The sequence below is a fragment of the Burkholderia plantarii genome, from assembly GCF_001411805.1.
Lineage (GTDB): Bacteria > Pseudomonadota > Gammaproteobacteria > Burkholderiales > Burkholderiaceae > Burkholderia > Burkholderia plantarii.
In genome coordinates this window covers 2,803,819-2,823,783 of sequence record NZ_CP007212.1, presented here as the reverse complement: position 1 = coordinate 2,823,783, position 19,965 = coordinate 2,803,819, and the positions used below count along the sequence as shown (strand labels likewise).

The following is a 19,965-nucleotide window of genomic DNA, read 5'->3' as shown; positions in this document are numbered from 1 at the left end:
GGTAAAAATCGAGGTCGGATTAAGACATTCTCGTTCACTATCCAGACTTTTACCGTCTTTGACGGTAAAAATCTTCTCGGGAAAGCTTGTTTTACGCGGCTTTCCGGGCATCAGCAGGTCTCCTGGTACCTGACGGTAAAACCTGACGGTAAAGCCGTCAAACGACCGGAGGAAACCTCGATGCTTACTGACACTGCACTGCGTAATTTGAAGCCTAAGTCCAAGATTTATAAGGCTTCTGACCGGGACGGGATGTACGTGACGGTATCGCCCAGCGGTACTGTTACCTTCCGCTACGACTACCGTTTCAACGGCCGCCGTGAAACGCTGACCATCGGGCGCTATGGCCCTGACGGTATTTCACTGGCAATGGCGCGCGAACTGCTGCTGGACGCGCGAAAGGCCATTCTCAAGGGCACATCGCCCGCGCTAGAAAAGCAGCGCGAGAAACGCCGTGTGACCGACATCAAGACCTTCGGCACGGCGATGGAGACCTATTTGGCCCATACACGATGGGCCGACAGCACTCGCGCCGCGCGTCAGCACATTATTGATCGGGACATCCTTCCGACTTTTCGGAATCGTCTGCTGACTGAAATTCAGCCTGAAGACCTGCGGGCCTTTTGCAACAAGGTCAAGGAACGCGGAGCACCGTCCACCGCGGTGCAGATTCGGGACATCGTGAAGCAGGTCTATGTCTACGCCATCGCTCACGGGGAAAAGGTGGACAACCCTGCTGACAGCGTGGGGCCATCCACGATCGCCACCTTCGTGCCCAAGGATCGCGCCTTGTCTCCGCTGGAGATCCGGCTGTTCGTGCAACAGATGGAATCGGTGGCGACCTATCCGACGATCAAGCTGGCGCTGCGCCTGATCTTGCTGACGCTGGTACGCAAGAGCGAATTGATCCAGGCTACTTGGGATGAGGTCGATTTCGAGAACAAAACCTGGACGATTCCGAAGCAGCGGATGAAAGGGCGCAATCCGCATGTGGTCTACCTGTCTCGCCAGGCGCTCGACATCTTCGTCACGCTTCACGCTTGCGCGGCCGGCTCACGGTTCGTTTTCCCATCTCGTTACGACGCACAGCGGTATATGTCCAATGCAACCTTGAATCGAGTCACAGGACTTGTGGCGGAGGCGGCACAAGCCAAGGGGCTGCCGCTGCAACCGTTCACCGTCCATGACCTGCGCCGCACCGGCTCGACGCTGTTGAACGAAATCGGTTTTAACCGCGACTGGATCGAGAAGTGTTTGGCACACGAGGAGGGACGTTCCTCGCGCTCGGTCTACAACAAGGCCGAATATGCCGAGCAGCGGCGCCACATGCTGCAAGAGTGGGCCAACATGATTGACGCTTGGGGCGGCGGGCAGACTTACGTGCCGAAGCTGATGCCGGAGAACGTGGTGGTGCCGGCGTTGAGCGCGATGGCTTGATTGGACGAGATCCGCTTTCCAGCTTCATTCCACGCTCGAACCCGCCCGAACAGGGCGGGTTTTTCGTAGGTGGACATCCGGCTTCGAGACGCTGCCACGACGAGCTTGCTTGCGTTGCTCGACCCATGCCTCTACTTCGGCCAAGTCCCACACGACGCAGCGCGGCGTCAGGTTAAAGCGGCGCGGGAATTCACCGCGGCGCTCCATTTCGTAGATCGTTGTTTCCGCCAGGGGGACGATCTGCCGCAATTCCTGGCGTCGGATGGTGCGCCGGAAGGGAAGGGGGCTGCGTTTCGGGAATTGCGGCAGTTCGTCGTAGGCTTCCGTCCCCGGCAAGGGGAGCGCATTTGATGTTTGCGATAGCTGTTCCACGTCGGACTCCATGAGTACGCTGCATGGAGACATGGTGAAGTTCAGTACCTATCGGGACAACTTGCTGCGGCGTAGTGCAGCGCACTCAACGACCATTGCTCAGGCGACGAAGCAAGGTGCGGCCAGTGATAAGTCCAAGGTGCAGCCGGAACGTGCTGTGATCTTCATCGGACAGGCCGGGATGCGACCCATCGGTGTGAAGCATCTTGAAAAGTCCATTCAAGTAGTTCTTCCCGTCGCTGGTCCACTCGTTCCTGTTGACCGACAGAAATCCGCGCTCCGCCAGCCAGGCGCGCCGATTTTCGCTGGAAGCGAGCACGGCGGCCTTCTGGGGATCAATGTGCAAGGCGATGTCGCTTAGCAAGCCTTCCAGGAACGTGCGTATCTGACTGTTTGCCGCCGCCCAGTCGCCGCGCGCGTGCGCGTCGATGGCTTGGTCGAGATGCCCCAATGGCACAGTAAACCCGAACTGCTTCAACAGTTGGTGAACTTCATCATCGGCCTCAGGAAGATCCACTTCGCCAGGCAACGCCGCGCGCAGAAATGGTGTTCGGGCGTCCTCATCCCAGGACACAACGTAGCCGTCGAGCGCCAGCCCTCGCAGAAGACGCTCCTGCTCGGTCTTCGCATACTGCGGCACGGCCACTCCAACGGCTTCGCGTACCGCAGCTTCAGCCAGAGTCACGGGGCCGTCTAAGGTGCTGACAATCTGCGTTGCGCGTTGGTTGACGAGACGTGCCAGTACGGCGCTTTTCGCAGTCACGCTCTTTGCCGGCCCCTGGGGAATTTCGTCGTCCAGCCCCAACCGCACCACGAGTTGATCGAACTTCGCCTGCGTCAACATTTCCGCAAGGAACTCCACCGCAGCGTTGATGGTGGGGCGAGTAAATGGATGAGCTTTCATTGCCGCCTATGTCCTTTCGTTGTTGTAGGGGCGGCAACGGTGTGCATCACCGCTGCCGGCTCCTTGTTATGCAGCCACGCTCTACACCTGCGCCGCTTTGCGTGAGGCCAGGTAGTCGTCTACGTTGTGCCGACGCAGGGCCTTCTTGGCTTGTGCAGGTGTCACCGTGCGGGCGGCCAGCAATGCGTCCAACTGCTCCTGCCATCGCACGGCGCGATGTGCCTCCATGTGTTCCGCCAGCCTGTCGATGTCGTCATCCTTGGGGGCTGGTGACGACCCGCCGACAAAGGCGTCGCAAATCGTCACTGTCCCCGTTTTGGCGGACACGTCGGCAGCGCACAGGACTGCCGTGATGACATCAAGTGCATTGGGCTTATCGATCAGAGCGGGCAGGCTGCTCATCCATGCGCCAGCAACCTCGGTCGAGAAGGAACGAATCAAGAAGCACACCTCATGCGCATGCCGAGCGATTGCGTCACCGGCGCCGTGATGGGAGGACTCGATCACCATACGACGATAGCCATGCGCATAGGCGCTTTCGATGGATGGGAAGACCGGAAGCCCCTCGAAATGCGGTGACAACGGGAAATCGTCTTTCCCGTAGCCAGGGCGAAACGTCGGTTGGATGCGAACGGCTGGCCCTGCGTGCTCGGTCAGAGGCAGAACGGCCTCCAGCAATGCCTTGCGCTGTGTATCGCCAGGCGTAATGCCGAGCACAATGATCCCGTAGGGACGCTTTGCCACCGCAAGCCTCAGTGCATCTTCGAGTAGCTGCGGCAGACGCTGACTCGTCGTGAAGTGCTGCGCAGCCGACGGCGCTGCTCGACGCTGCACAAACGGCTGTACCACTTGCAGATCGCCTGATTCGGTGACGATCCCGAGCACGTCAACGGGATCGCTGTCGAGACCTTCATCGTCGGGCCGCAGCAGCAGGTCGATGTCGCTGTGCAGATTCTCGGGCAGCGGCGTCTCTGCCAAGACCACGACGCGCAGCGAGGACGAATAGGCAAGATTGGCCGCCGTGTTCAGCCGGTCCTTGTTGTCGCTCCACGATTCCTGCGTCAACGGCACGGGGCCGACCACGACCAGCGTGCCGCTAGGCAGTCGGTCCATGCCGCGGGAGAACAGGCCGTGTTCGCCCAAGTCGATGGCCGCGTCCGAAGAACGGCCGGCGTTCTCCGCATAGAGCAGTGCGCCGTCGGTGGCGGCCTCGTACTTGGCGATGGCCGCGTCAATGGCCTTTTGAGAGGTCGTCACGTACACGCCGGGCACGGGGCCGTCGGGCCAGACCTTCAAAACGCTGGCGGCCGATGGCTCCAGTGTTTGGAGCATTTCATCCACCGGCAGGATCAGGCCATGCTGTTTCGCAATGCGCTTGGCGAGCCGATCAGCCGAATTGCTGTCCCATTGCGCAGCCGATACGCGAGCGGGGAACGCATTCACTTCGGGCCAGTTACGCAAGCCAGGAATGGCTGCGATCAGGTCGAGTGCCTGACCGTGCTTGAGGGGGAGGTTGTGGCGTTCGAGGCAGGCGCGCAAGCGCTCCGCGAACACCTTGAGCTGCTGGGTGTCCATATTGATCTCCGTCGGGCGTCGAGCCGGTGCACGCTTTGCGGGCCGCCCAAGGGATCAAACATGGATTGGGTAGGGCTCTGGAATGCTCCGTCTTCGTCGTACCCCAAAGGGCGCGTGCGGCAGGTGACGGCAACCATTGGTTAGCATAGCACGCTATTCCGGCTTGTGAGATACTGTCGGCAAGGCTTCGGGCAGGAGCCTGCCACCCGTCATAGCAAAGCTGTTGACAGCACTGCCGGCAAACTCCCTCTCTTCCTGCGCATGTCATGTTCAGGTTCGAGAAGCGGCAGACGGGTGACGTTTCGCCATGAACCGGGAGAACTTGTCATGTCGAGTGAAGCCATTCGGCCGTCCACGATGGACGGCATCAAACGCCTCGCTAAATCGCTCAAGTTCGAGCGGGGCATCCAGCACACGCAAGCCTTGGATGCCGCCGCGCAGGCAGCGGGATTCCAGAACTTCCGCCATGCGGGCAATGTGCTGCGCGCTGCCCCCAAGACGGAGCGTATTCGCCCCGGCCACCGTGTATTCCTGACTTCCTACTGGAAGGACCGCGATGGTGGCGGGACCGGACGCGAAACGCTGAGCATCTGGCTGTCCGTCCCGTGGGGCGATCTCATCACGGGGCTCCAGTTGCAGAACCATCGCGCACTGGCGGATTTCCGTGCCGAGGGGCCTGACCATCTGGCGCGCGAGCACCTGCAAAGTTCGCAGTCGGCGGCTCGGCGTGCGGTCTGTGCAGCCGCACGTGCACTGCATTTCATGGATGCGACGAAGCTGCGTCCGTCCAAGAGCCACAGCCGCGCCTTTCCTAGTGGGCGGTCGAGCAATGCGGTTCCTGGCCGTGACCACTACAGCATCTGGTATGACCGCCAAACGAAGCGCTATCTCTTTGCGGACGAGCCCTATGAGAAGGCCGTTGAAGGCAAGGGGCAGGAGCGCGAGACCTGGGCGAAGGAACATGGCTTCATCATCGTCAAGCCTGAGTGGACGGGCATGTACGCGCCCGATGTCGGTTCCCGTCTCTACCTGATCGCGGACGAAACGAAGGGCATCCCGCTGGAACCCCTCGCGGTGGCGCTGGACAAGCTGCCTTCACCCGTTGTCGAAGCCGCATGGGACGGAGAATCCGCACCAATGACACCGTTCTTCGTGAGCCCCGGCACTATCGCCAAGGCTGCTGCTGCGAAGGACAAGGCGAAGACGCCGCGTGAGCAAAATGGCCAGCGCAATTCGATTGGCTATGTCCAGACCTTCGTTGGTCCGCAGCGCCGTCCGAAGGGCAGGATGCCGATTGAGGCGCACGCGCATGTCGGTCGCCTGCTGAAGTCGGTGCTCAAGGACACCTACCACCGCAAGGGTGTCTACAACCGCGTCAATGCGATTCGCAGTGAACTCGACGAGTGGACGCAGCGCGAGTACAACCATGCTGAACTACCGAACGAGCAGTTTTTCGATTTGTACTACCACGAGTCTGGATCGACGTTTTCACGAACACTCGCCGAAGCCGACCGCGAGCGCCACGTGCAGAGTCTGGCGCAAGCAAAGAAACTCTTGATCGAGCACTATCCTGATTGCCCGCCGCTGCGATCAGTACTGAAAAAAATGGATGCCGCAGTCAAGTCATTGCGGGATTGGGCCTAAGGAATCGCCGCTATGCCTCACGCAAAACAAGACCAGCAAGTGTTGTCTTCCGTTCGTCCTGAGGCCGAGCTAGAGAGTCGGTTGGCGGCAGCGCTGTCCACTGCTTTTCCCAATATTCCTCGCGAGCAACTGACCGAACAACGGCGGTTCACAGTACGCCTAGGTCGCGAAACGCATGAATTCGATAGCGCAGCCGAATGGGAGAAGACCGGGCGAGCGGATGTGATCATCTTTCATGGTGAGCGAGCGCTCGCCGTGGTGGAGCTTAAGCGCGAGGATCTCGAACTCACGCATGCGGACTATCAGCAAGCGCAAAGCTACGCAAACCAACTGACTCCACGGCCTCCCCTTGTAGTTGTCACGAATGGACAGACAACCCTTATCTACGACGCCAATACAGGCCAACCGTGGTCCGGCGAGCAAGACGCCGCGACTGAGGTAGCCCGTTTGCTTACCAATGCTGCCAAGTTGGCGTCGTCGGAGATGCGGTGGGCGACTGAAGCTTTGATGGGGCGGGAAATTGGTGTCTGGGTGCCTATCGTGCGATCGGCAACAGCTAGGCTGCTGGACGAGATGACTAATCCACCTGGTCAGTCCGATCGCCCCTTCGCCCAACTTCTGCTGTTTCCTCGTCTCTCTACTTTTGCCGCAAAGAAGTCAGCGTTGGCTGGTACGACATTCACCTTCGTCGAAGGTGCGGCGCAGAGCGGAAAGAGCAGTTGTCTGCGTGAGCTTGCTTTACGCAATCGCGATAGCGAAGACTTGGCCATCTTGTTGTTGCGGGGATCAGGGCCTGGGCTATTTCAGTCATTGGCGAATCTATTCGCTACTGAGCTTGAGTGGAATCTCACTGCCAACGATGCTCGCCAGTGGTTGCGAAGGATGTCGACCGGGCCAACAGGGCCGGCCCTCTTGCTTGCAATCGACGATGTGGAGCCGGGCACGCGGATGGCTGAGGATTTGGAGGAGTTGGCAAGCCTACGGCCGGGCGAGAAACTCAACGTTATCTTAACCACCGACCGTGCAGAGCAGCTAACCAAGGCCTCAAACGGCCGTACCCAGACGGCGATGGGAACCCAAGCAGAGGTGATCGAGATCGGTCCCTTGGGCCTAGAAGAGTTTCAGGCAGCGCAACGCAATCTCGCCAAGCACAAGATTTACTTCCAGCAGGGCGCGGAGTACACAGAGGATTACCGTGCGCCGTGGGTACTTCGCACGATTTACGACGATGCTGCCCGTGATCCGCGACATCAAGACCCGGATAGCACCTTGCTTCTTCCGCCGGCGCTCGGCCTAGAACTCATGAACGCGGCGCGCCGGAGCTATGCGGAGCAAGATGATCTGCTTCGCGGTTACCGCGTGCTTGCGCGTTGCAGTCTTGCAGATGCGGGTGCCCGTTCGGCTGAACTTGCTTTGGCGGCAGCAAGTGGCTTTGTTGTGCGACAGGATGCGCTTTCCGACGAAGCCCGCCATGTGGTAGCCGAACTCAAATCCAAGGGCGCCGTCCGCACCTATCGTCACGCGGGCAGGGAAGATGTTGTGGTGCCTACCATTCCTGCTGCATTTCTCTTAGAGTTTGCCGACGCCGTCGGTGATGAACTCGCGCGGCGCGCCGAAATAAATCCAGAGGAGGCCGGTACTTGGCTTGGTCACCGCTTGGCTGGGGTCTATCTCGGGGATTTGGTCGGTGCACAGGCGATTTGCAGCATGGCGGAGAAGACGGGTGGATTCAGCTCTGGAATCATCAGCGGCCTTCTCGCCATTGAGCCTACGGAGGAACCCGTCGAAGATGCACTGGTTGCTATGGCCGCGCCGGATGGCCGGTTGATTTACCTGAAGATTGAAGATGGGAAGGCTTGGCTGTCGAATCGGCACGGTGACGTCAGTGGCGAACCCGTTGATCTCGGAGCGGAGCGCTCGCGCACGTATGGCAACACGACGGCTTGGATGATCCTTGGACAATTTGCCCGGCTCCCAACGGCAAGGGTAGATGACGACAGTCAGCGCATGGACGCTTGGGTGCTGCTGAACATCGGCCAGTGCCCGTTCCTCTTGCTACGGGCAAACGAAGAAGGGCTGGGCCATCTTGAACACGACCTAGGCGACCACGGTCGAGTTCTTTGTCACGATCAAAGCCCCATCGAGGCCGCGACGCAGGCAATGGCCGATCTTCTTTCGCGTCCTTGGACGCATGTGGACACCTGGGTGGACGCTGCGATCGAAACCGGGTCTCTACCACTCCTACATCGTTTAATAATTGCATTGCGTACAGTGCGGCTGCGCAACATCCCCGATCTTTCCGACTGGGCCAATGATGTACTCAGAGATCGTGTGCTTCCTGAGCACACTGCTGCTCTTCGAGCACTAGCTGATGGTGAAGACGAGGGCGTAGCTTGACCTTAAGCATGCCAACGCTCCAAGCCGTCCCGTCGTTCGGCCTGCGGGCTGTACTCCGCATCTTGTACCGAGCCGTGCTTAAGCGAGCTTGATCTCCTGCAGGTACCACCGATATGCATACTCGATCAAATCACGTGTCAGTTCGAGCAGTCCTCCCCATGGCAGTCCATCGAAAGGATCGCCGTGCGCAAGTGAATTGCGAATTCCAACCAGCGTGATAGTTTTGGGTATGCCGTTCTTCTTTGCTGCATTGCGAGAGGCTTTGCTTTCATAAAGCCGCGAAATCACGGAGCCGCCATATAACCTCGTGAAGGCAAGCGACTCGTCCGTGAGTCCATCCTTTTCAACCATGTGTTCGAGCAATTGAGCAAGCGGTGGAGTGCGCTCGCTGTGGTTTTGCTTACCAGGTTTACGCGCCTCCTGCTGGATGAAGAACCCTCCATAGCGATCCTTTAGCGCCAACTCCAGCGCGGTCAAGGCAACCAGTTCCCCCGCTTTTACCAGGTCAAAGTCGATCCATGCGAGGAGATAGAGCCGTTGTGCGCGACGAAATTTGCTCCCCACAACTTCCGGTATCGCGGGATGTAGCCGACGTGCTTCAAGAAACCTCTGCCAATCGCCGAAACGGCAAAAAGAGAGGAGGGCGCCAGGGTTGCCGGGTAAGGGCCATGGCATGAGAAAAGGGCCATCCGGCCGTTCGGTTTCGAACAATGAGCTATCGAAGAAGTCTGATTTATCCATCGAAGTGGCGCAGCTCGGTAGTATCGGTTAGCACTTTGCGTCAGCCGAATCTTGGTAACACCAGCGGCATCGCATGAATCCAGCATCCGGGACTTTCACTATCAAAGAAATCCACATGGACCGGCCCTAAATCATCTTGAATGACTTGGTGTGCATAGTTGCAATAAACCTGATCGCCACGAAAAACGGAGACCGCCACCCGTTGGATACCAGTTCCACGCATCCGTCGTAACAGATGTCTGTCATGCTCCCCGAGTCCCCAACCGAATAACGTCAATGTGAATCGTTGAGACGTGAGCACCTCGCGGTACACCGTAGATAGGTAGTAGCTATTCTGGATAGATGAAACTTTTTGCGGCATCGTTCCTTCGCTGACAAATAGCGGTACAACTCGTTCGCTTCGCCACTCCGCAAGAATTGCCTCCAGCAAGCCTTCTCCGGCATTGTGAATCTTGAACTCCTGTTCCACCACAGTTCGGCACAGAGCCAAGCTTCCATGTGGGTAGAAGACCAAGGTGTTCGTCCGCTCCCTATAAGGCTCACGAAATCTCTGCCAAGCATCATCGAACATGCCCCCAACGAAGCAATCCTTGAATAAGTGGCCATCTTGAACATTGAGTCCATAGGTCATTGTCCAGTAGACCAGCAAGTCATAGTTCAACGATAGAACGGTATCGAATTCTTTGAGAAACTGGTACATGCTGGGTAAGCGATCAGTCACTAGATCATACGCAGGATGTACGCCGCGAACAGCCTCAATCAAGCACTCCCTAACATTTAGATAGGCTTGATGGGTGCGATGGTCTGGTATCTGTAGTGACCTGTTAACGTTGGACGCCTGCCAAACCAGTCGCAGGATCAGCTCAAAATCAGATGTTCCGAAAGAATGAAAGAGTTGCTGCACGTCCACTGCTATCAAGCCCGCTCGTTGGGCATGGTCTAGCAATGAGCCGTAGCCAAAGCTTGGCGAAACGGCAATGCTCGCTCCATTGCCCAGCAGAATCGTGCCTCGATAGTAATTAGGTGCAATGTCTCTCCACGGTACTATGGGATGTGGCATATGATCTTTGCGTCTGAGTCATGTAGAAGGTTGGTCTGTCGACGGTGCTTCAAAGAAGTAGCGGATCTTGCCGGAAAAGGCCTGCGCAGATGATCTGACTTCACCGCGGTCATCCGGTTCCAAGCGAAGTAGCACGTGTTTCAGAGTCGGATTACCGGCTGCGAGCCAGTCGCCGATTGTACGAGCGCGCTGACTTTCAACATCACCAGAAGCCAACAGAACCTGCCAAGTCTCCTTGCCCAGAAAGGTAGGAAGATAGTTGCTCATCTGGCAGTATGCGCCTGCTGCTAGATCCGCCAATGCGGCGACATCCTCAGACCAGTACGGTGCCGTTGGTGATTCCGTTGTCCCGAACAAGTGATCCGCAGCATTTCTCCAGCCCGTCAAGCCAAAAGTCAGATAGGTGGCCAACTTTGCGAAGCCTTCGCGTTTCTCATGACTGTCCAGTGTCTCGTCGTGATCGCTTATCCACACTGAAGGTTGGTTTTCTTGGCGTAAACCTGAAAGAATTAGCGCAACAAAACTTGCCAACCGTAGCATTTTCTCGACGGTTCCGTGTTTGGTTTGCGGAGGGAAGCAGTCGGGAAACACATTTATGGCCGATTCTGAGCCACCATCGATGAAGCTTTCCACTCGCCGGTCAACTAAGACAGTAATGAGATTTCCACTGAGTTTGCCTGCGGCTTCAAGAAAGGCTGGCAAAGCCCGCCAGCGAACGGGTTCGTTTAGTTTCTTAAAGGAGATGCGCCGTCCGTCAGGAAGCCACTGTTCTCGGAATTCTCGCAATAGTGGTAGCCACTCGTTCAGCGCTAGATCAGTGGTGACTAAAAACGAATAGGCTTCGTGCGTTGCTTCCTTATGCTGACCGGAATAGTCGCTAGCAACGATCATGGTTCCATCTGTTACGGAAGCCAATATGCCCGGAAATTTCGTCTCGGTAACGCTAAGCGAATCACTCAAGCTAAATAGGTAACCAGCGCCTTCGTCAATTACGGGTTTCCAAATTTTCATTTTTATTTGGCAGTTTTATTTGGGTTAAGTTTGAATGTGTGCGACCACTTGATCGCAAGCCAATGCGAAGGCGATAGCGTAGGCGTGCAATCCGATTGGAAGTGCAAGGCCATTGGAGCGAATTCGTACCTGCGCAAACACAAGGCCGAGCGCGAACAGTGCTAAGAAGGTTGTTGGGTGCTGATAGATTGCGCGGTGTTGATAGGAGAAGAAGCTCGCTGTACCTATGGCAGCAATCAACGCAGTCCAGCCATTTGCCTTGAAGGGGAACAGTGAAAGCAGAAAATGGCGGAAAGCGACTTCTTCCACGACAGGCGGAAGCAATAGCAGGCAGGCCACCATCACTGCTACCTGCACTGGTGTTTTGAAGTCGTAAAGGTATGTCATGCTGACTTCACGTGGTTGCCCAAGCAACAGCGCTGCGCCGTAAGTCGTCAGATAGATGGTGGATACGGCCAGAATGCCGTGTATCAAATGCTGGCGTCGAATGTCACCAATGAAACGGATGTCGGGATAGCACCAACGCTTGTGAGCAAGAAAAAATGCGAGAAGCAACAAGGCGGACGGACCGTAGACCACCGCTATTGTATAGCGCGCCGTGTCTTGTAAGCTGAACTGGCTGACGATCCATGGCAGCATCAGGCGATATACGCAGTAGGCTAATGGCCCGAACAGCAATGCCAAGCTCCATCGAGTAGCAAAGGGTTCCCCTAAACCTAAGATATTCCTGCATCGTTGCGCGTCCAGTCGCATTGTAGTTCTGCCCCCATCATCCCGATTCGTTCGTACATCCAGCAAGGATAATCGAGTCGGGCGTCCCCCGGCTTTGCAGGGTCGCGCTGTCGTGCTTTGCATCGAGCCTCGTTGCGCGAGTCTCGCCCCTTCGGGCTTCCATCGCTGACGCCTACGGCCCGGATTCCAAGATCCGGGCCTGCGCGCTTCGCTTGCGTGCGATCGGCACACAGGACGGCCGTTGCCTCTCCAGCCATCTTCCCTGACTTCATCCCCTTGTCCGCGACTGTAGCCCGCGGCCGTGTGCCGTCAAGGCGCGCAGGGCCGTGTCCTCGGCTGCGCCTGCGGGCCGCACCAACCCTGCGCTTTTCTCCTTGACGGCACACGGCCGCGGGCTCCTGACCGTCGCGGGCGATGAACTCAGGAAAGACGGTGGCAACGAGGCCAACCGGGTTCCTCGTGCCGACCGCACCGGAAGTCCAAGGCGGGCTCCGAATCTTGGAATCCGGTTGCGGTGAACAGCAAACCCTTCCTTGTCAGGAGAAATGTTATGCAACTCGCTTCCCGTTTCGCTTCGCGCTCGCCGATACTGCGTTCGGAATATCCCTTGTCCGACGATCAAATCTGCGCCGTAGCGCCTTCAATCTTCGCGGATGCCCCGCACGAAAGCCGTTCCGAGCGTTACAGCTACATCCCCACCGCTACGGTGCTGCAAGAGCTGCGCGGCGAAGGCTTCGAGCCTTTCATGGTGTGCCAGACCCGCGTGCGGCAGGACGACCGCCGCGACTACACCAAGCACATGATCCGGCTGCGCCACGCCAGCCAGATCAACGGACGCGAAGCCAACGAAATCATTCTGCTGAACTCCCATGACGGGACGAGCAGCTATCAGATGCTCGCCGGCATGTTCCGGTTCGTGTGCAGCAATGGCCTTGTCTGCGGCGACACCGTGGCGGACGTGCGCGTACCCCACAAGGGCGACGTGGCCGGGCACGTCATCGAAGGCGCTTACGAAGTCCTGCACGGCTTCGACCGCGCGCAGGCATCCCGCGATGCCATGCAGTCGATCACGCTGGACAGCGGCGAGGCGGAAGTATTCGCCCGCGCTGCGCTGGCGTTGAAATACGACGAGGCAACGCCCGCACCCATCACGGAATCGCAAATCCTGATGCCGCGCCGTCACGACGACAGCCGCCGCGACCTGTGGAGCGTGTTCAACCGCACCCAAGAAAACCTCATCAAAGGCGGCCTGTCCGCCTGCGCCGCGAATGGTCGCCGCCAGACCACGCGCCCGGTGCAGGGCATCGACAACGGCATTCGCCTCAATCGCGCCCTGTGGCTGCTGGCCGATGGCCTGCGCCAGTTGAAAGCCTGATTCCCCACGCGGCAGGGGCAGGCAGCAGCCCTTGCCGCTTCTCTCGCTGCTGCATCCCTAACCGCAAGGAGTTGTCACCATGAACGCCGTTACCAAAACCGAAGCCATCGCCCTCGAAACCGCCGCGCCTCTGGAAGTGGCCGACCCGACCAAGAACCTGATTCTGGTTCCGCTGTCGCAGTTGTTGCCGAGCCGTTCCAAGCGCAACGTCCGCACGACCCCGCGCCAGTCCATCCCCGAACTGGCCGCGAGCATTGCCCGCGTCGGCCTGCTGCAAAACCTCATCGTCATCCTGTCCACCGATGGCGAACAGTACGAAGTCGTCGCAGGCGACCGCCGCCTGACTGCGTTGAAGCTGCTGGCGAAGAAAAAGCGCATCGCCGCCGACTACGAAGTGCCGTGCCTGCTGGTGGCCGATGCGTCCGCCCGTACCGTCAGCCTCGCCGAGAACGTGCAGCGCGAGAACATGCACCCGGCCGACCAGTTCGCGGCCTTCGCCGCGCTGGTCAAGGAAGGCCGTCCCATCGAGGACATTGCCGCCGACTTCGGCGTGTCCCCGCTGGTCGTGCAGCGCCGTCTCAAGCTCGCCAACGTCTCGCCGCGCCTGCTGGCCGACTACCGCAGCGGCAATCCGGGCGCGGTGACGCTGGAGCAGTTGATGGCCCTGACCATCACCGACGACCACGCCGAACAGGAAGCCGCGTACTACGGTGCGCCGGAATGGCAGCGCGGCGCGTCCGCGTTGCGCGACCGCCTGACCGAGCGCGAAATCACTGCCAGGCATCCGCTGGTGCGTTTCGTCGGGCTGGACGCCTACACGCAGGCAGGCGGCGGCATCCGCCGCGATCTGTTCGCGGAAGGCGATGCCGGCACCTACCTGACCGATGCCGCGCTGCTGGAAACGCTGGTGCGCGGCAAGCTGGACGAGCAGGCCGAGGACGTGCGCGCCGAGGGTTGGGCGTGGGTGGACGCCGTGCCGCACATGAGCCTCGCCGAACGGCAGGAGTTCCAGAATGCGACGCGCCATCGCCGCGAGCCGACGAGCCGCGAAGCCCGTCGCATCGCGTCCCTGCAAACCCGCCTCGACAAGCTCGATGCCGAACTGGAAGAAGCCTACGATGCCGAGGACGAGGACAAGACCGTGGCGCTGGAACCACGCCGCGAGCAGGTGGCCGAAGAACTGCAAGCCATCGAAGAAGGCTTGCGCGACTATGCCCCGGACATGCGCGCCGTGGCCGGTGCCATCGTCACGCTCGACCGCGAAGGCGAAGCGGTGATTCATCGCGGCCTGCTGCGCGAGGCCGAGGCGAAGGCGCTGCGGACACTGGAAAAGCTGCGGCAGGATTTCAGCGTGGGCGACGGTGCGAACGACGAGGAAGACCACGACGCCGAAGCACCCAAGCCCGCGAGCCTGTCCGACCGGCTCGCTCAGCGATTGAGCGCCCACCGCACGGCGGCGCTGCAAATCGAAGTCGCACGGCATCCGCACGTTGCGCTGGCCGCGCTGGTGCATGGCATGGTGCAGACCGTATTGCAGGCCGACGCCTGCGGCGACGGCTTGCCGCTCGGCGTGAGCCTGAAGGTGCAAGACCGGCTGGAAGGCATGGCCCCGGACGTGCCGGAATCACCCGCTGCTGTGGCGCTGTGCGAGTTGCAGGAAGTCGTGGGTGAAGCCTTGCCGCAGGACAGCGCCGACCTGTTCGCCGCGTTGCAGGCGAAATCGCAAGACGAGCTGGTGCGCCTGCTGGCCGTGTGCATGGCTTCCACGGTGGACGTGGTGACGCCACGCGCCTCGCAGCAGCAACCCGGCGCAGAACTGGCGCAGGCCGTAGGGCTGGACATGGCCGCATGGTGGAAGCCGACCGCCGAGGGCTATTTCCGCCACATCGCCAAGCCCGCGATTCTGGACGCTGTGAACCAGTACGCCCCGGAACACGTTACCCGCCTGTCGAAGTTGAAGAAGGGCGACATTGCCAGCGAAGCAGAGCGGTTGGCGGATGGCACTGGCTGGATGCCCGCTGTGTTCCAGATCGACCACCGCACCGAGCCGGAAGGCGTGTCGATGGTGGCGGACGAGGCCGACGCGCCGGACGATGCCGCCGAGGTGGAGGAAACGCACGCGCTGGCTGTGTAAGACCGCAGCATGACCCCGGCGCATCGCGCCGGAGTTTTCTACCCGATCCGGGCGCGGCAGGTCCGCCGCGCCCGGTTTCAACGTCCACCCCAAAACCGCCGCGTCGCCGCCTTTGACCAGGCGGCGACGCGGCGGGCGCGCAATAGCCTTGCGCGCGGCACAGCGAATCGGTTCCCGCTGACGCGGGCACGGTTTTGATAGTGCCCCGCCGCAAAGGGGCGGGGCTCATGGGGCTAAGCCCTGGTTTGCTGCGGCAGGTTGTGCCAAAGCGTGCTGTCCTCGACGCTGGCAGTTCGCCGCCTGGTCGTCACGAAGGACGGTTCACCGACACGCCGCCCGCCTTGCTATGGAGCTTCCACGCCACCCCTCAACTATGAGGGCCGCCTGCTGGCGGCAAGGGCGTTCTTGCCTTGTCGCTGGCGGTTGTCCTTGCCCGCATCAGGGCGCAAGCCGGTGCAGCCGTCATGCGGGGGATACCGGGGCAGCCATATCTCCTTTCGGGAGCGGGCGGCCAATGCGTCCTTGGCTTGTCGTGAATCCTGGCGAGGGCGCGGCTTCGCCTCGGGCTTCATGGCCGCAACCTTCCAGCGAAAACAATTTCCCCGCCGCTGCGCGGCTTCCTCGCGGGACAAATTGTTTTCGCTTCAAGGTTCTCCACTGCGTTGCGACCGCCAGCGGTGCGGCCAGCCCGTCCCCCCGCCGGCCGGTTCACAACAAGGACGCACCGGCGCGACCTTGTTCAACCCGAAAGGAGAAACATCATGGCTAACATCGGCACCTTCACCGCAGAGAAAGACGGCTTCACCGGCACGCTCCGTACCCTGATGCTCAGCGTCAAGGTCAAGCTGGTTCCCAACGACAAGGGCGACAGCGAGAACGCCCCCGACTTCCGCGTGCAGGCGGCCGGCCACGACATCGGCGCGGCGTGGAAGAAAGTCAGCAAGGCCGAACGGCCCTACGTGTCCGTGACCCTCGACGATCCTTCGTTCCCGGCAACGGTCTACGCCCGTCTGATCGAGAACGAAGACGGCACGCACGACCTGATCTGGTCGCGCAGCAAGCCACAGCAGACGGACTAACGCCGCCCACCGCGCCCCATCTCTTGCGACGGGGCGCTACCCGAGACGTTTATGAGTCGGACGCCGTGAGTTGGCGTTCCGTTTCAGCCATCACTACAGTCGTACTGCATCCGAGCGCGCCGGCGATCTTGAAGATGATCGCCAGCGTGGGCATGTGCTCGCCGCGCTCGACCTTACCCATATGGGAACGCTCGATGCCGGCCAGGTTAGCCAGCGACTCCTGCGCAATCCCGCGTTCCGTTCGCAGTGCGCGCACCGCCGCACCGAAGGCTTGCGCCAGTTCGGCATCGAAGGTGGTGGCGCCGGCAGGCCGGCCTGGCTGGATGGATCGCTTCTGCATGGACAGAAGCGTCCAATCGAGGGACAATTAAAACCACGTTATCTTTAACTCACTGGCAGATATTTGGTCTGCCCGTGTGCTTTTACTGAAATCCGTATCGGCGGATTTCGAGAGAACCGGTGAATCACATCCGTGTCTTTTCTGGCCTGCACAATTCCGGTTGTGCGTTTCCGTGCCTTTACGGATTCGATGCCTTATGCCTTCGTATTTCCGCGCAAAAGCCGATATCCGCTTCGATGCATGCGCGTCTTGGCGCCAAAGCGGTTCCCCACATCGTCGGTTCTAGAGATTCCCTGCTATGACACAGCCGCTCGTCACTGCCGAACAACGTGCGCAACTGCTCGCCGTCGGTGCAGCGCGCGCAGCCGGTCAAAGCATTGACCCGCTGCCGGCAGTACGCCTGTTCACGCCGGACGCACACGCGACCTGGCTGCTGGCCGCGATCGATCCGGCCGATGGCGATACTGCTTGGGGGTTGATCGATCTCGGGATCGGGATGCCGGCGCTCGGGACGGTCAGGCTGTCTGACCTGGCCGGGATCGTCGGGCCGCTACAACGACCCGTCCTACGCGATCTGTATTTCCACGCGGTACGGCCGCTATCGGAGTACGTCGTGCTCGCAGAGCGCGATGGCTCAATCTCCGACTGACCGGGGGCGTATTGTGTCTTTTTTGGTCTAACGTCAGACGAATACGGTCTTGAACCATATTCTTGCGCCAGACGGGTGCGACCGTGACCGAAAGGACCATGATGTACAGAGCGACTTGCGGCAGGGTGTCCGACGCTGCGCACCATTTTTGTGCTGCGCAGCCGTCGCACTGGGATGACGCGCAAGGCTTCGGAGCTAATTGGTCCTCGTTACCGCTTGAGTTTGTGCCTTCGTTGTCGGCGATTTGATGTTGCTGATGCCGTAGCTCGCACGTTCGACGTTCATGGCGACGTCCCTGTTAAACGGGAGGTTGCGTCATGGCCGATCGGAGCTCTGAAGCCTGGTATCCCACCGCTGCGTACCTGTATGTGTTGCATCTCGACGGCCCTACGTTGGCTTGGGAGTACCTGCGCCGCCATCCCGATTACCGGCGCGACTGGCTGCGCGGTCGCCGGCAACTGGCGGTGGCTCACGCCTGGGGCTTGCGCATGCTGGAAGACCCGACACTCGATGCACGCGACGCGCATCCAGATTGGTTTCCCGATCCTGTCGATGTGCTCCAACTCTACCCGGATGCCGACCCGCCACCGGACGCCGACGCTTTCGCGTTCTGGCGCATCCCTGGCCACAAGTATCTTGTCTACGATGGCAAGCGCCTTTTGTTGACGGCAGCCTGGCCCGGATGCCGCGTGCGGTTAACACTGGCGCCGGGCGTGGCCGATGGCATGGCCTACCTCTATGCCATTCGTGCGGGCGCTGCGTCCGCTAAAAGCTATCGCGCGATTACGACCGAGCTGGACATGCTGGCAACGGCGGAGGCGACCATCCCTGCGGGAGTGGCTCGCACGCGGCCCAAACCCGCCGCACTGCTGGAACTGCACACCTTGCAGGCGCTTGACGCGGCTCTCGCGGGCGCGTCCTTGCGCGAGACAGCCGAAGGGCTGTTCGGCGCCGAGGCCGTGGCTTCCGGCTGGTACGCGGACGGCGGCCTACGCTCGCGCGTGCGTCGCCTGGTGCGGCGCGGTCAATCGCTGATGCGCGGCGGCTACCGCCGCCTGATACAGCTCGATTGACCAAGGGAGGGTCGTTTTGCCAGCGCTGCAAAACGACCCTCCGCGCAACGCATCGCTATCTTGAGACTGACTCCATCCGGCTGCGCTGGTGCTGCCGGCGTTCTTGCCAGATGGAGGTTCATCCGATGCGTCCTGCTCCCTTGCGGCCTTCTGCCGCACTCATCGCCGCGCCTGCGCAACCCCAACGCTACCTCACCAACGACGAAGCCGCCGAATACCTGCGGCTGTCGCCGCGCACGCTCGAAAAGCAGCGCGTGATCGGCAACGGGCCGAAGTTCCGCAAGTTCGGCCGCCGCGTGATGTACGCAGCAGCCGATCTCGATGCTTGGGCCGACCAGCGCAGCTACGAAACCACGTCCGATCCCGAATACGCCGAACACCATTCGGCCGACAGCCGTGCGCGCTGACCGAAGGCGCTCCCATGGCCATCGCCTTGTCCAGCCTATCGCGAGAGCGAGAACAGCTCGACCTGTTCCGCGCCTTGCCGGGCGACATGGCGCCGCGCGACGCCCAGGACTTGATGGCCTTTCCGTTCTTCTCGCTGGCGAAGTCACGGCGCACGGCGCCGATCGACTTTCGCAGCGGCGACGTCACGATCCGCGTGGAAGGTACGCAGGAGCACGGTATAGCGACTATATGGGACGCGGACGTGCTGATTTGGGCTGCCTCGCAGATCGTGGAAGCGCGCGACGCGGGCTTGCGCCCGTCGCGACTGATGCAGGCCACGCCCTACGAGATCCTGCGCTTCATCGGGCGCGGTGTGTCGCTGCGCGACTACCAGCGCCTCAAGGCCGCGCTCGACCGGCTGCAATCGACAACGGTGGCGACTTCCATCCGCGAGACGACCAGGCGGCGGCTGCATCGCTTCTCGTGGATCAACGAATGGAAGGAACTGGCCGACGCTCGCGGCACGCCGCTGGGCATCGAGCTGATCCTGCCGGACTGGTTCTATGCCGGCGTGCTCGACGCCGCCTTGGTGCTGACCATCGATCCGGCGTATTTCCGGCTCACTGGCGGCATCGAGCGGTGGCTGTATCGGCTGGTACGCAAGCATGGCGGCAGACAGCCGGGCGGCTGGCAATTCGACTTCCGGCACCTGCACAAGAAGTCGGGCAGCACGGCGAAGCCCTACGACTTCGCCTGCGATCTGCGCGCGCTGGTCGCGCGGCAGTCACTACCGGGCTACGTGCTCGGCATCGAGCGGATGCCAGACAGCAACGCCGAACTGCTGACCTTCCGGCCCGTGCCGTTCACGGCACGGGGATAACTCGGGGACAACGTGTGGACGGCCTCGTGCTATCAGGCGTGCTGGGTGTCGTGCTATCAGGCGTGTCCCCATCGTGCTATCAGGCGTGCGAAATCGCCGCAAAGCCAATAACGACGCGGGTTTCGGCGCTCGCTAACTTATCTAACTTAAAAGCTCTAACTGGTAGTAAGTGCGC

At 60.4% G+C, this 19,965-nt stretch carries 18 protein-coding genes; 10 read left to right on the top strand and 8 right to left on the bottom strand.

Going from position 1 to position 19,965, the window contains the following annotated elements:
* Positions 1–180: 180 nt before the first annotated feature.
* A complete protein-coding gene (locus bpln_RS12005) occupies positions 181–1,437 on the top strand; it encodes a tyrosine-type recombinase/integrase (RefSeq protein ID WP_055138916.1) in 1,257 nt (418 codons plus the stop codon).
* A gap of 24 nt (positions 1,438–1,461) precedes the next feature.
* Here bpln_RS12005 and bpln_RS33985 read toward each other — a convergent pair whose 3' ends face one another.
* The 3 genes from bpln_RS33985 to bpln_RS11990 all read right to left on the bottom strand — a co-directional run bounded on the left by bpln_RS33985 (position 1,462) and on the right by bpln_RS11990 (position 4,288).
* On the bottom strand, positions 1,462–1,821 hold the full coding sequence (locus bpln_RS33985; RefSeq protein WP_082465274.1) for a helix-turn-helix transcriptional regulator: 360 nt from the start codon (positions 1,819–1,821) through the stop codon (positions 1,462–1,464).
* A gap of 73 nt (positions 1,822–1,894) precedes the next feature.
* Positions 1,895–2,713 carry a hypothetical protein gene (locus bpln_RS11995; protein ID WP_055138914.1) on the bottom strand — a complete coding sequence of 273 codons (819 nt, stop codon included), beginning with the start codon at positions 2,711–2,713 and terminating at the stop codon, positions 1,895–1,897.
* 81 nt (positions 2,714–2,794) lie between these two features.
* Complete coding sequence (locus tag bpln_RS11990) at positions 2,795–4,288, bottom strand: glyoxalase superfamily protein (RefSeq protein WP_055138913.1); 1,494 nt, start codon at positions 4,286–4,288, stop codon at positions 2,795–2,797.
* A gap of 327 nt (positions 4,289–4,615) precedes the next feature.
* Between bpln_RS11990 and bpln_RS11985 the strand changes: the two genes are divergently transcribed.
* Together bpln_RS11985 and bpln_RS11980 are read left to right on the top strand one after the other, a co-directional pair.
* On the top strand, positions 4,616–5,932 hold the full coding sequence (locus bpln_RS11985; RefSeq protein ID WP_055138912.1) for a DUF5623 domain-containing protein: 1,317 nt from the start codon (positions 4,616–4,618) through the stop codon (positions 5,930–5,932).
* A 12-nt stretch (positions 5,933–5,944) separates the two neighbouring features.
* A complete protein-coding gene (locus bpln_RS11980) occupies positions 5,945–8,329 on the top strand; it encodes a type I restriction enzyme HsdR N-terminal domain-containing protein (protein ID WP_055138911.1) in 2,385 nt (794 codons plus the stop codon).
* A gap of 78 nt (positions 8,330–8,407) precedes the next feature.
* On the opposite strand, the gene bpln_RS11975 is transcribed toward bpln_RS11980, so the two are convergent.
* From bpln_RS11975 to bpln_RS33980, 4 genes are read right to left on the bottom strand one after another with little or no spacing between them, the layout of a single operon-like run.
* On the bottom strand, positions 8,408–9,070 hold the full coding sequence (locus tag bpln_RS11975; protein ID WP_055138910.1) for a hypothetical protein: 663 nt from the start codon (positions 9,068–9,070) through the stop codon (positions 8,408–8,410).
* Between the two features lie 40 nt (positions 9,071–9,110).
* A complete protein-coding gene (locus tag bpln_RS11970) occupies positions 9,111–10,130 on the bottom strand; it encodes a DUF4917 family protein (RefSeq protein ID WP_055138909.1) in 1,020 nt (339 codons plus the stop codon).
* 18 nt (positions 10,131–10,148) lie between these two features.
* Positions 10,149–11,141: a hypothetical protein gene (locus bpln_RS35495; protein ID WP_148654009.1), complete on the bottom strand. Its 993-nt coding sequence runs from the start codon at positions 11,139–11,141 to the stop codon at positions 10,149–10,151.
* A 24-nt stretch (positions 11,142–11,165) separates the two neighbouring features.
* The gene (locus bpln_RS33980; protein ID WP_158512027.1) at positions 11,166–11,825 is read right to left on the bottom strand and encodes a CPBP family intramembrane glutamic endopeptidase; all 660 of its coding nucleotides are present in this window, start codon (positions 11,823–11,825) and stop codon (positions 11,166–11,168) included.
* 598 nt (positions 11,826–12,423) lie between these two features.
* Here bpln_RS33980 and bpln_RS11965 point away from each other — a divergent pair.
* The 3 genes from bpln_RS11965 to bpln_RS11955 all read left to right on the top strand — a co-directional run bounded on the left by bpln_RS11965 (position 12,424) and on the right by bpln_RS11955 (position 16,461).
* On the top strand, positions 12,424–13,248 hold the full coding sequence (locus bpln_RS11965; RefSeq protein WP_055138908.1) for a DUF932 domain-containing protein: 825 nt from the start codon (positions 12,424–12,426) through the stop codon (positions 13,246–13,248).
* Between the two features lie 79 nt (positions 13,249–13,327).
* Positions 13,328–15,382 (top strand): ParB/RepB/Spo0J family partition protein, encoded by a 2,055-nt coding sequence (locus bpln_RS11960; RefSeq protein ID WP_055138907.1) that lies wholly within the window; start codon positions 13,328–13,330, stop codon positions 15,380–15,382.
* A gap of 761 nt (positions 15,383–16,143) precedes the next feature.
* A complete protein-coding gene (locus bpln_RS11955) occupies positions 16,144–16,461 on the top strand; it encodes a DUF736 domain-containing protein (RefSeq protein ID WP_055138906.1) in 318 nt (105 codons plus the stop codon).
* A 49-nt stretch (positions 16,462–16,510) separates the two neighbouring features.
* On the opposite strand, the gene bpln_RS11950 is transcribed toward bpln_RS11955, so the two are convergent.
* Positions 16,511–16,801, bottom strand: coding sequence for a helix-turn-helix domain-containing protein (locus bpln_RS11950; RefSeq protein WP_027806971.1), 291 nt, complete (start codon positions 16,799–16,801; stop codon positions 16,511–16,513).
* 298 nt (positions 16,802–17,099) lie between these two features.
* Here bpln_RS11950 and bpln_RS11945 point away from each other — a divergent pair, with 298 nt between their 5' ends.
* The 4 genes from bpln_RS11945 (at position 17,100) to bpln_RS11930 (ending at position 19,790) form a co-directional block, all read left to right on the top strand.
* The gene (locus bpln_RS11945; protein WP_027806972.1) at positions 17,100–17,450 is read left to right on the top strand and encodes a DUF2958 domain-containing protein; all 351 of its coding nucleotides are present in this window, start codon (positions 17,100–17,102) and stop codon (positions 17,448–17,450) included.
* A gap of 317 nt (positions 17,451–17,767) precedes the next feature.
* Positions 17,768–18,523, top strand: coding sequence for a DUF2285 domain-containing protein (locus tag bpln_RS11940; protein ID WP_055138905.1), 756 nt, complete (start codon positions 17,768–17,770; stop codon positions 18,521–18,523).
* 125 nt (positions 18,524–18,648) lie between these two features.
* Positions 18,649–18,930: a helix-turn-helix transcriptional regulator gene (locus bpln_RS11935; RefSeq protein WP_027806974.1), complete on the top strand. Its 282-nt coding sequence runs from the start codon at positions 18,649–18,651 to the stop codon at positions 18,928–18,930.
* A gap of 14 nt (positions 18,931–18,944) precedes the next feature.
* The gene (locus tag bpln_RS11930) at positions 18,945–19,790 is read left to right on the top strand and encodes a replication initiator protein A (RefSeq protein WP_027806975.1); all 846 of its coding nucleotides are present in this window, start codon (positions 18,945–18,947) and stop codon (positions 19,788–19,790) included.
* Positions 19,791–19,965 lie beyond the last annotated feature (175 nt).

Coding starts and splice junctions, on each gene's coding strand:
- bpln_RS11940 (WP_055138905.1), top strand. CDS start 17,768: ATGGCCGATCGGAGCTCTGAAGCCTGGTATCCCACCGCTGCGTACCTG.
- bpln_RS11955 (WP_055138906.1), top strand. CDS start 16,144: ATGGCTAACATCGGCACCTTCACCGCAGAGAAAGACGGCTTCACCGGC.
- bpln_RS11930 (WP_027806975.1), top strand. CDS start 18,945: ATGGCCATCGCCTTGTCCAGCCTATCGCGAGAGCGAGAACAGCTCGAC.
- bpln_RS12005 (WP_055138916.1), top strand. CDS start 181: ATGCTTACTGACACTGCACTGCGTAATTTGAAGCCTAAGTCCAAGATT.
- bpln_RS11945 (WP_027806972.1), top strand. CDS start 17,100: ATGACACAGCCGCTCGTCACTGCCGAACAACGTGCGCAACTGCTCGCC.
- bpln_RS11975 (WP_055138910.1), bottom strand. CDS start 9,070: ATGGATAAATCAGACTTCTTCGATAGCTCATTGTTCGAAACCGAACGG.
- bpln_RS11935 (WP_027806974.1), top strand. CDS start 18,649: ATGCGTCCTGCTCCCTTGCGGCCTTCTGCCGCACTCATCGCCGCGCCT.
- bpln_RS11960 (WP_055138907.1), top strand. CDS start 13,328: ATGAACGCCGTTACCAAAACCGAAGCCATCGCCCTCGAAACCGCCGCG.
- bpln_RS11980 (WP_055138911.1), top strand. CDS start 5,945: ATGCCTCACGCAAAACAAGACCAGCAAGTGTTGTCTTCCGTTCGTCCT.
- bpln_RS11985 (WP_055138912.1), top strand. CDS start 4,616: ATGTCGAGTGAAGCCATTCGGCCGTCCACGATGGACGGCATCAAACGC.
- bpln_RS11995 (WP_055138914.1), bottom strand. CDS start 2,713: ATGAAAGCTCATCCATTTACTCGCCCCACCATCAACGCTGCGGTGGAG.
- bpln_RS11990 (WP_055138913.1), bottom strand. CDS start 4,288: ATGGACACCCAGCAGCTCAAGGTGTTCGCGGAGCGCTTGCGCGCCTGC.
- bpln_RS33985 (WP_082465274.1), bottom strand. CDS start 1,821: ATGGAGTCCGACGTGGAACAGCTATCGCAAACATCAAATGCGCTCCCC.
- bpln_RS11965 (WP_055138908.1), top strand. CDS start 12,424: ATGCAACTCGCTTCCCGTTTCGCTTCGCGCTCGCCGATACTGCGTTCG.
- bpln_RS11970 (WP_055138909.1), bottom strand. CDS start 10,130: ATGCCACATCCCATAGTACCGTGGAGAGACATTGCACCTAATTACTAT.
- bpln_RS35495 (WP_148654009.1), bottom strand. CDS start 11,141: ATGAAAATTTGGAAACCCGTAATTGACGAAGGCGCTGGTTACCTATTT.
- bpln_RS11950 (WP_027806971.1), bottom strand. CDS start 16,801: ATGCAGAAGCGATCCATCCAGCCAGGCCGGCCTGCCGGCGCCACCACC.